The 11,248-nt window shown below is 56.9% G+C and carries 8 protein-coding genes; all 8 read right to left on the reverse strand.

Features of this window, described 5'->3' with window-relative positions:
• Positions 1–39 precede the first annotated feature (39 nt).
• Positions 40–1,431, reverse strand: a complete 1,392-nt coding sequence (gene ntrX, locus AD944_RS08690) for a nitrogen assimilation response regulator NtrX (RefSeq protein WP_006559673.1) — start codon at positions 1,429–1,431, stop codon at positions 40–42.
• A complete protein-coding gene (locus tag AD944_RS08695; RefSeq protein ID WP_045543561.1) occupies positions 1,421–3,685 on the reverse strand; it encodes a sensor histidine kinase NtrY-like in 2,265 nt (754 codons plus the stop codon). The genes ntrX and AD944_RS08695 overlap by 11 nt, the downstream gene beginning before the upstream one ends.
• A gap of 9 nt (positions 3,686–3,694) precedes the next feature.
• Positions 3,695–5,134 carry a nitrogen regulation protein NR(I) gene (gene ntrC / locus AD944_RS08700; RefSeq protein WP_035381001.1) on the reverse strand — a complete coding sequence of 480 codons (1,440 nt, stop codon included), beginning with the start codon at positions 5,132–5,134 and terminating at the stop codon, positions 3,695–3,697.
• Positions 5,135–5,199: 65 nt separating this feature from the next.
• On the reverse strand, positions 5,200–6,309 hold the full coding sequence (locus AD944_RS08705) for a two-component system sensor histidine kinase NtrB (RefSeq protein ID WP_045543576.1): 1,110 nt from the start codon (positions 6,307–6,309) through the stop codon (positions 5,200–5,202).
• Positions 6,310–6,319: 10 nt separating this feature from the next.
• On the reverse strand, positions 6,320–7,393 hold the full coding sequence (gene dusB, locus AD944_RS08710; RefSeq protein ID WP_035381003.1) for a tRNA dihydrouridine synthase DusB: 1,074 nt from the start codon (positions 7,391–7,393) through the stop codon (positions 6,320–6,322).
• A gap of 280 nt (positions 7,394–7,673) precedes the next feature.
• On the reverse strand, positions 7,674–8,828 hold the full coding sequence (gene ispF / locus AD944_RS08715; protein ID WP_045543575.1) for a 2-C-methyl-D-erythritol 2,4-cyclodiphosphate synthase: 1,155 nt from the start codon (positions 8,826–8,828) through the stop codon (positions 7,674–7,676).
• A 131-nt stretch (positions 8,829–8,959) separates the two neighbouring features.
• Complete coding sequence (locus tag AD944_RS08720; protein ID WP_201785460.1) at positions 8,960–9,913, reverse strand: glycosyltransferase family 2 protein; 954 nt, start codon at positions 9,911–9,913, stop codon at positions 8,960–8,962.
• A gap of 95 nt (positions 9,914–10,008) precedes the next feature.
• A complete protein-coding gene (locus AD944_RS08725) occupies positions 10,009–10,986 on the reverse strand; it encodes a glycosyltransferase family 2 protein (protein WP_187668528.1) in 978 nt (325 codons plus the stop codon).
• Positions 10,987–11,248: the final 262 nt, after the last annotated feature.

An 11,248-nucleotide genomic window follows, 5' to 3' on the forward strand; every position in this document is an offset into this window, starting at 1 on the left:
TAAAGTCGGAACCCGCGTGCAGTGTACGCTGCAATCGCCCTAGCCCGCCCCTCGTTCTTCAGATGTTACACCAAGCTGTTTCAGTTTGCGATGCAATGCGCTGCGTTCCATGCCAACAAATATGGCCGTACGGCTGATATTGCCGCCAAAACGTAATAACTGCGCCTGAAGGTACTGGGTTTCAAACATATCTCGCGCTTCACGCAGCGGAAGGCTCATGACATCCGCCGCGGCATCAAACTTCAGCAGGGCTGGCGCGCCCTCCCCGATGGTGGAGGGCAACATGTCCGCCCGAATGGGCTCCACCGTATTGCCCGGCAGCATGATCAACACCCGTTCCATCAGGTTCCGCAGTTCACGCGCGTTACCGGGCCAGTCATATGCCTGAAGGGCGGCTATGGCATCGGCCGAGAGTTCCCGTTTGGGCAACCCGGCCATTTCAGCGGCCCGCCGCAGAAACAGTTCCGCAAGGCCCGGAATATCATCCCGCCGCTCCCGCAGGCCCGGCACGCTCAGGGGCACAACCGCCAGCCGGTAATACAGGTCCTCACGGAAGCGCCCCGCCATGATTTCGGCCTGCAAATCCCGGTTTGTGGTCGCCAGAACACGCACATCGACCTTTACACGCGTAGAACCGCCCAGCCGCTCAAATGTCTGGTCCTGCAAGGCACGGACAATCTTGCCCTGTGTCTCAAGCGGCATATCCGCCACTTCATCCAGCACCAGCGTGCCGCCATGGGCGCGTTCCAGAACCCCGGTGCGGCGGCCCGTGCCATCGGGCGCGCCTTCCAGCCCGAACAGTTCTTCCTCAAACCGGCCCGGAGCCAGAATCGCGCAGTTCAGGGCCACAAAAGGACCATCAGCCCGGCGTGAGCGCGCATGGATCATCCGCGCAGCCACTTCCTTGCCAGAACCGGGGCCACCCGTAATCAACACGCGGGAACCTGTGGGGGCTACCCGTTCAATCTGCCCACGCACGGCTGAAATCAGGGCGCTGTTACCAAACAGTTCCGTGTCCTGCCCGGCACGCAGCCTCAGTTCTTCATTTTCCTTGGCCAGCCGGGACGCTTCAAGCGCTCGCCGCACCACAACCAGCAGCCGGTCCGCCTGAAACGGCTTTTCAATGAAGTCATAAGCGCCGTGCTGTAACGCCGCCACGGCTGTTTCAATCGTGCCGTGCCCGGAGATCATGATCACCGGCACGGAAGGTTCTTCCGCGTGCAGGACATTGAGAATGCCAAGCCCATCAAGCTTGGAGCCCTGTAACCACACATCCAGCACAACCAGAGACGGCCTGCGTGCACGAAACGCCGCTATTGCCGCATCGGAATTCCCGGCAACCCGCGTTTCGTATCCCTCATCTTCAAGGATGCCCTCAATGAGCATCCGAATATCAGGCTCATCATCAACAATCAGGATTTCATGAGCCATGGTCGTCCTTCATCGGCAACATCAGAATAGCCACAGTTCCTGTTTCCTCCGCCCTGTCTTCCAGACGCACTGCACCCCCATGGTCTTCCATGATTTTTTTCACAATGGCCAGCCCCAGTCCGGTGCCTTTGGCCTTGTGTGTCACATAGGGTTCCGTCAGGCGATGCCTGTCATCTGAAGGCAGCCCCACGCCATTATCCGCAACTGAAATTTCAACCTCGTCCTGCTCCTCTAGCAGACCAATCCATATCGCGCCTGCCACGTTTACGCCATGTTCTTCAGCATCACCCTGTTTTGCCGTCATGGCAATGGCATCTGCCGCATTCTGTAACAGGTTGATTAACGCCTGACTGATCAAACGTCGGTCACACCGGACAATCGGTCCCCTATCTGGTAGCCTGACATGGTAGGTGATCTCAGGGTGGGCATTGCGTTGCAGCACCAGAACTTCCCGCACAATCCGGGACAGATCTTCCTGTGTCATCACAGGCTGAGGCATCCGCGCAAAGGCGGAAAATTCATCCACCATCCGCCCGATATCGCCCACCTGCCGCACAATGGTGTCCGCACACTGGGCAAATGTTTCAGGGTCGGACGTAATCTCTCTCAGGAAGCGGCGCTTCAACCGTTCTGCCGCAAGCTGAATAGGAGTGAGCGGATTCTTGATTTCATGAGCAATACGACGGGCCACATCAGCCCAGGCCGCCTTGCGCTGCGCAAGCTGCAGGGCTGTAATGTCGTCAAACGTGATCACGTAGCCTTCTGTCACCGTACCTCGTAACTCTGCGCCTACACGTACCAGCAACATACGGCGATTGGCTATCGGGCCTGTCTGCACTTCCCGCGTAATGACCTGATCCGGGGCATGGCGCGCTTCCATCAGAATATCCGCAAAATCCGGCACGCGCACGGAAAGAGGCTCCCCAATGGCATCCATCAGGTCTGTCTGGAGCAACAGGCAGGCCGCACGGTTGGGCAGTTCAATCCGCTGCTCTACATCCAGCCCGATCACACCGGCGGACACACCCGACAGAACCGCCTCCGTAAACCGGCGGCGTTCATTAATCTGTCCGTAGGCCGCCATCAGTTCTGAACGCTGGCTGGCAAGCTGCTCCGTCATGCGGTTGAAGGCGCGGGACAGGCTGGTGACTTCATCATCCCGGTTGGCTTCAGGCACATGTACACCCAGATCGCCCTCACTGATACGGCGTGCCGCCAGAATCAAAAGCCCCAGCGGCTTGGCAATCTGGTTAGCCAGCGCCAGCCCGATCAGCGCCGCCGCAGCCAGCACCAGCAACGCCACCAGCGCGAAAATCATGATGAAGGTAAGCTGGATTTTCGCCTTGTTGTCATTCAGGCGCTTGTAATCCGCCACCACTTTTTCAGTACGGTGCATGTGCTCCAGAATGGTGGGGTCCACCAACCGGGTAATCACCAGCATCAGCGCCGGAGTCTGGGAGAGTTCCACAACGGCCCGCACGCGCCGCTCATCGGGTGAATCCAGAATAGCCACATCATTGGTGCGCGCCATAAGCGTAGCAGCCGGCGGTGGGAGGTCCTGCATATAGCCGGTACGGCTCATTAACCCACCCGCTGCCACCACCTTGTTGGTGATGGGATCATACACCAAGGCTTCAGTCAGCCCACGCATTGTCGCCTGACTATCCAGCATCTGGCCCAGCGCATCCGGGTCCTGCAACAGGTTCATGCCGCTGGCCGCCAGTTCGTTTTCCGCACTGGTAATATAGTTGGCCATTGAAAACGCATCTGTCCGGATATTGGCGTTATGTTCCGTCAGATAGCCGCGGGATGCCTCAAGAGCTTCTGTGAGCGCCGTATTGACCCGGTCTGCAAACCAGATCTGAATACCGTAGTGAAAGAACAATGTGGCAAACACGCCTACAACCAGCGTGGGGGCCACCGCCACAATACCAAAAAGGGTGACAAGCCGCACATGCAGGCGTGCTCCCGCCAACCCTTTGCGGTGTTCTGCCAACATAGGCCCAACGCGCATTACCAACGCCAGCACCAGCAAGCCCAGCACAAGGCTGTTCACCAGCAGAATGAGCGGCTCTATGATGGCGTAATGCCCAAAAGACATTCCGCCAGAAAGGGCCACAAAGGTTGCAAAACCCAGACAGAGAGCCAGTGCGGCCAATGTCAGCGCCACACTCTTCCGCTCCAGAGACCGCAGAAGCCAATGTAGCCGGGTGCGGGAGAGTAGCGCCTTCAGCACGGAGAGAAAATGCTTCATGCGCCAGCGTCAGACCACGCCGCGCACAACCGGAATTTCCAGTTCGCGTATCTTTTTGCGCAGCGTATTGCGGTTCAGGCCCAGCATGGAAGCAGCCTTGATCTGATTGCCGCGCGTTTCAGCTAACGTCATCTGAATAAGAGGGCGCTCCACTTCCGTAATCACGCGGGAGTACAGATCGTTCAGAGGCATCCCCTCCCGCCCCGCGACAAGATAGCGCAGGATATGGCGGGAAACCGCATCCGTCAGAGGTTCCTCCACGGCCGGTTTTTCCACCAGAGCTTCGTTTGCCAGAGGTTCGGCAAGTTCCGCATCAATCAGATCACTGCCGATTGTTTCCTGGGGATAAAGGGCCACAATACGGCGGATGAGGTTTTCCAGTTCCCGCACGTTGCCGGGCCAGCGCCAGGACTGCAAACGCTCGATAGCGGACTCATCCAACACTTTGGAGGGACCGCCTGCATCCCGGCATTGCACCAGAAAATGACGGGCCAGCAGCGGAATATCCTCCAACCGTTCCCGCAGCGGCGGCAGACGCACCGGCACCACGTTCAGACGGTAGTAAAGATCCTCACGGAATGTTCCGGCGCGAATGGCCTGCCGCAGATCACGGTGCGTTGCAGCAATAATCCGCACATCGGCCCGAATAGGCGCGCGCCCCCCCACGGTTGTGAACTCACCATCCTGCAACACGCGCAACAAACGTGTCTGGGCTTCCGGCGGCATATCGCCAATTTCGTCCAGAAACAGCGTGCCGCCAGCAGCTTGCTCAAACCGACCGGGACTGCGTCCGCCTGCTGTCCGTTCCTGCCCGAACAGTTCGCTTTCAATCTGGTCCCGGGGGATAGCAGCCATATTGACAGCAATAAATGCTCCCCCACGTCTGCGCCCGTATTCATGCAGGGCGCGAGCCACCAGTTCCTTGCCCGTGCCACTTTCCCCGCTGATCATTACGGTCAGATCAGACGTGGTCAGGCGGGCAATGCTGCGATAAATGCTCTGCATCACCACGGACTGACCAATCAATGGCAGGCGCTCTTCCGGGCTGGCGCTTACCGCAGGTTTGTCTGCTTCCTGCGCAGGGGCAGCCAAGGCACGCCCCACAACGCTGAGAAGTTCTTTCAGGTCAAAGGGCTTTGCCAGATATTCAAAAGCTCCCCGCTGAGTAGCCTTCACCGCAGTCATCAGGTTGGACTGCGCACTCATGACAATAATGCGCAAATCAGGCCGGGCCTGTCGGATACGCGGGATGAGATCCAGACCGCTACCATCCGGCATGACCACATCCGTGATCACCAGATCTCCCTCGCCTTCCTCCACCCATTGCCACAACGTGGCTGCATTGGGGGTGGACTGCACCTGATACCCGGCCCGGCCCAAAGCCTGCCCCAAGACGGTACGAATGGAGCGGTCATCATCAGCAACAAGAATAGTGGGCAGAGGCGTCATGGCGGGAGGGTCACATTCAGCAACGTTGAAATCAGTTAACTCGGGAAGCCGGGAAAAGGCCCCGTTCAGGCGATTACGTGATCTTCAGACACAATAGGCAGATACAGGCTTATTTCCGTTCGGCCAGGACGGCTTTCCACTTCGATCACGCCGCCGTGGTCATCCATGATCTTGCCCACAAGCGCCAGCCCCAAGCCGCTTCCACTCATTTTGGTACTCAGAAACGGCTCAAACAGATGGGGACGAATAGTCTCGGAGATGCCCGGTCCGGTATCGCGCACAGTGACCACCAATGGCAAATGCCGCCATTGCGTGGTGCCCGGCACGGCCATGCGAATACCGGGGCGATAGCTTGTCATCAGCGTAATCTCGCCCGGCTTGCCCGTTTCCCGAATGGCTTCGGCCGCGTTTTTCACCAGATTGATGAGCACCTGCACAAGTTGGTCGCGGTCACCCCACACATGTGGCAGGGAGGGATCATACCGCTCCACAATACGAATACCGGCCGCAAAACCCTGATTGGCCAGCAGCTTCACATGCTCAAGAATACGATGGATATTGAGGGAACGATATTCGGTTGGCGCTTCTCCAAACATCCCCATCCGCTCAACCAGCGCATCAATGCGGTCCACTTCATCACAGATCAGGGTAGCCAGTTCCCGATCCTGATCGGAAACCGCATTTTCCAGAATTTGCGCCGCCCCTTTTATGCCTGAAAGGGGATTACGCACTTCATGCGCCAGCATGGCCGCCATGCCTGACACACTACGCGCCGCAGACCGAAACGCCATCTGCCGGTCGAGCGTGCGGGCCGTGGAGGAGTCATACACCGTCAACAGGATGGAACCCGGGCAATCGGGCACATCCGCCCCCTGCACCGTCACCCCTTCCCGATGGAAGCGCGGACTGCTGAAGGCCAGTTCATGCTCGGTTACACTTCCACCTTCACGCCGGAGATGCTGCACCAACAGAAAAAGCGGGTGATCAGAAGGAACCAGATCCTGCAAGGCGCCCTGACACAACTGATGCCGGGACATGGCAAAAAACTCTTCCGCCGCTGAATTGGCAAAACGAATGCCATCATCCGGGCCAAGTTCCAGCACTGGCACAGGCAGACTATCCAGAAGAATGCCGGGGTCTGACCTTTCTGTTGCTGAAAGAGCGCCGGGTTTCATGCAGACCTGATCACGCAGCGCAGGCCTGAGCCTGCTCCGCCGCTTCTGCATGGCGGGAAACGCGTGGCTCACGCACGGCGCCTGCTGCAATCTGCTGATCGTAAAAATCAGTCATCATGGCAATGGCTTCTGGCGCGTTATCAACCCGGTTGAACGCAGCCCGGAAACCGGCGGAATTCGGCAGGCCAGCAGAATACCAGGCCACATGTTTACGGGCCAACCGCAGGCCCGGACGTTCGCCAAAATGGCGGAGCATCATGTCATAATGTTCAAGCACAATGGCTTTTTCTGTAGGCAGGTCAGGGTCAGGCACATTTTCACCCGTAAGCAGGGCCTGCGCCACCTGTGCCAGAAACCACGGCCGTCCATAGCAGCCACGGCCGATCATCACTCCATCCGCACCTGATTCCGCCAGGGCGGTTCTGGCATCATCAAGGGTCAGGATATCGCCATTCACAATAACAGGCAGATCAACGGCGTCCTTCACTGTGCGCACAAAGGCCCAGTTTGCCGTGCCGTTATAGAATTGCTGCCGGGTACGCCCATGCACCGTGATCATGCGAATACCAGCCTGCTGCGCAATACGGGCCAGAACCGGCGCATTCAGATGCTGATGATCCCACCCCATCCGCATTTTCAGGGTTACTGGCACATCTACGGCTTTGACCGTGGCTTCCAGCAGGCGGCCCGCAGCCACCTCATCCCGCATAAGGGCCGAACCGGCCATCTGGCCCACGGCCACTTTCTTCACCGGGCAGCCAAAATTGATATCAATCATGTCCGCACCGCGGCCAACGGCAATGCGTGCTGCTTCCGCCATGGCATCAGGATCACACCCGGCAAGCTGCACGGCATTGGGGCCGCCCGCGTCTGCAACCTCGGCCATGCGGAGGGTTGTGTCGTTCTCACGCACCATGGCCCAGGAGGCGATCATTTCTGAAACCACAAGCCCAGCACCCAGCTTGCGCGCCAGACGCCGAAACGGCAGATCTGTCACGCCAGACATGGGGGCCAGAATAACAGGCGTTTCAATACGGATGCCGCCGCCCAACTCAATAGGCCGCACTAACGGTTGCGTTTGCACTATCTTTTCCACATTGCCTATGATTTAGGCAGGAATAGCGTTTTCCCGCCCCGGAATCAATCTTTTATATCCGAAACATTCTAACGCTTCAGGACAACAAAAAGCTCAGTTTCCCAACGGTTTTATAACCGGGCCTTACATGTTGTAACGCGGGTTATAGTCACCTGGCCAGCCAGCTTCAAGACTATCTTGCTCAGGCCTCTTCAACAGAAAAAAGGCACTCCTCCTTACGGAGCAGAGTGCCTTTCTGGCCTCAAGCAGCGCAAAAATGCCCTTCGGATCAGGGCACCAGAACGGAAACCGCCGCCGTGCAGGCAATGCCTTCTTCACGTCCCGTAAAGCCCAGACGCTCGGAGGTTGTCGCCTTCACGGAAATGCGGCCAATATCCACCTGCAACAAATCCGCCAACCGCTGGCGCATGGCTTCTGCATGCGGGCCAATTTTGGGACGCTCGCAGATCAACGTCAGATCCGCATTAATCAGCATGCCCCCGCGCTCACGAATACGCTGACCGGCATGCACCAGAAAACGCGCACTGTCGGCATCTTTCCATTCGTTCTGGCTAGGCGGAAAATGGCGCCCGATATCGCCTTCAGCCAGCGCACCATAAATGGCATCACACAGCGCGTGTATCCCAACGTCTGCGTCAGAGTGACCAGCGAGCCCTTTGGTGTGCGGCACAGTAATGCCACACAGAATAAGCGGACGCCCTTCTTCAAACGCATGCACGTCATATCCAAGCCCCACGCGCGGCAAAAGGGTCGGGCCGATCAATCGTTCAAGACGCACGAGATCATCCTCATAAGTCAGCTTGATGTTGTCTTCATCGCCACGCACCAGCGCCACGCTGAACCCGGCATCTTCCAGCAGCTTGGCATCGTCCGTCGCACTCTGGGAAGAAGCCGAACGATGCAGGTCACGAAACAGCCCGAAGCGGAACCCCTGAGGTGTTTGCGCGCGGAACAGATGATCACGCGAGACTGTGCCCGCAATCACGCCATTTTCTTCCCGCTTGAGCGTATCAGCCACCGGCACCGCCGGTATTGCCCCCGGATGTTCGCTCAGAGCTGAAATCACGTTCTGGATTACGGTCGCGGTCACATAGGGACGCGCACCATCATGCACCAGCACCAGATCAGGCTTCTGATCTTCCGGCAGATTGTCCAGCGCTTCAAGCCCGGCCCGTACACTGGCCTGGCGGGTTTCTCCCCCCGCTACCGGCGGCAGGGTTTCAAGCCCGTCCAGCGCATCCCGCAGGGAGTCCGGATGCCCGACTGGTTGCAGGCAGGTCACATGCGGCATCAGGGCTTCCGCAGCGTGACGGATAACCGGCAGGCCCGCCAGAAGCACATATTGCTTTGGCGTATCAGACCCGCTGGTAGCGGCGTAACGGCTGCCTGTTCCGGCAGCCAGAAGAATGGCAGCAACTCGCATGACGGGAGGAATGAGGCCGGAACCGTGCGGCGTCAAGGCGGAAAATGGCATACCGCATGACCATCAGAGCCCCTTCCCCCCGCCCTGCACCGAAAACAGAGACGGAGTGGGAAAAGGCGTTCAGCCCGCTCTCAGAGGGTCTGCTCCACAAAAAAACGGGGGCGGCGCTTCACCTCGGTATAGATACAGCCGATATATTCTCCAACAATCCCCAGCGCCAGCATCTGTAACCCACCAATCAGACAGATTACTGCGTTAAGAGAAGCCCATCCCACCGCAGGCTGAAAAAACAGCTTGTCCACCACACTCCAGACCATACTCAAAAGCCCCAGCAGAAAAACACTGACACCCAGAAGAGCTATCATCCGTAACGGCACGACAGAGAACGATGTCACGCCCCGTAGGGCCAGGGCCACCATTCTAAGCAAGGTATACTTGGACTTTCCGCCCACTCGGGGGGCTCGCGTATAATAGACGCTTGCTGTCTGGAACCCGACCAAGGGAACAATACCGCGCAAATACAGATTTTCTTCCGTAAAGGAGAGGACTGCCTTGCGGGCCTTCGGCCCCAACAGCCGATAATCCGCGTGATTTTCAATGCTTTCCACGCCCATTATGGTCATGAACCGATAAAAAAAGCGCGCAGTGGTGCGCTTGAAAAACGTGTCAGAGGTTCGGTCCTGACGAATGCCATACACAACCTGGCAGCCACCCCGATAATGCGCGACCATATCATTCATTACATCTACAGGGTCCTGCAGGTCTGCATCTATGGTGATACAGGCCCCGACCTGCACGGCCATCAGCCCAGCTAGAAGCGCATTCTGGTGCCCTACATTGCGTGACAGCTTCACGCCAGAAAAAGAAGAGGACCGGGCCGCCAGATCAGCAATCACGGCCCATGTCTGGTCCGTGCTGCCATCATCCACAAACAGGATCTTGCTCTGCTGCGCCACCAAGCCAGCCTTAATCAGTGCCTGAAGCTGTTTTTCCAGAACATGAGCAGACTGCAACAGGATGGGCTGTTCATTATAGCAGGGCACGATAAGTGTCAGCGTTTCCGCCAGTTCTGCTCCTTCAGACAATGAACCACCCTTTTCCTTTGCTTCCTTTCAAGCAGTAAACCTTCTGAAACAGGACCGATAAACCCCACCTGCGGCAACTCTGTTATTGGTAAGGCTCAAACGGTCTTCACGCCTTCCTGTCGCACCCCCTCCACGTGGTAGGACTCAACAAAATAGAGAGGACGATTTTTTGTCTCGTTGAAAATGCGACCAATATATTCGCCTATCAGCCCCAACGTCATGAGTTGAACACCGCCCAGAAACAGGATCACACTCATCAGACTTGGATAGCCTGGCACATGGGAACCGAACAAAAGTGTGTTCAGCACAATCCATCCCCCATACAGGACAGCCAGCAAGGAAATGACAAACCCCAGATATGTTCCCAACTGCAAGGGCACAACGGAGAACGAGGTAATGCCTTCCAGCGCGAAGTTCCATAAGGACCAATAATTGAAGCTGGTGGTTCCACCGGCCCGTGGCGCACGATCATACAACACCGCCTTGGAGGGATACCCCACCCACGCAAACAGCCCCTTCATGAACCGATGCCGTTCACGCATCTGCAACAGGCTATCCAGCGCCCGGCGGCTTAAAAGTCGAAAATCGCCAGTATCTGGAGGAATGACAATACGGTTCCCCAGTTTCGCCATGACGCGATAAAACATCCATGCCGTCAAGCGCTTGGGAACACTCTCTCCTTCCCGCGCACGCCTGCGGGCATAGACCATATCGACATCGTCAGACCATGCGCTCACCAGATCTTGAATAACTTCTGGCGGGTCCTGTAGGTCCGCATCAATCACAATAACGCCATGAGTTCCGCGCGCGTGATCCAGTCCGGCTGTCAGCGCTATTTCCTTACCAAAATTACGGGAAAGATTTACGCTGGAGACCCGATTATCCTGCTGCTCCAGGCCACGCATAATGGTGAGAGTCTGGTCTTTGGAACCATCGTTCACATACACCACCTCCCACGGCCGCCCGATACGATCCATCACGGCCGATAACCGCTGGTGGAATTCTGGCAAAACAACCTGCTCGTTATAGCAAGGCACAACCACACTAAGAGAGGGTAGAGCTGAAACAGGCAAAAATATTTTCCTTGGTTAAAAGACCCAACCACAGATCCCTGACTTGCTGCCTTTTATATCTATACACGCAGCAGGAAAGAATACTTTTTCTCTTAATTGGTTGATTGAAAAGACAGAAGTTAAAGCACATCAGGCCGATCAATTTTTTCAACAGGCTGTAATATACGGTTGCAATATACCAAACACATATTTTTTTAGCTGACGCACAAAAATATGCCTCTCTCGCGGAAATCTCACAGAAGGGTTGTACATCGGGTTAGAT

The sequence above is a fragment of the Acetobacter tropicalis genome (assembly GCF_001580915.1).
GTDB lineage: Bacteria > Pseudomonadota > Alphaproteobacteria > Acetobacterales > Acetobacteraceae > Acetobacter > Acetobacter tropicalis.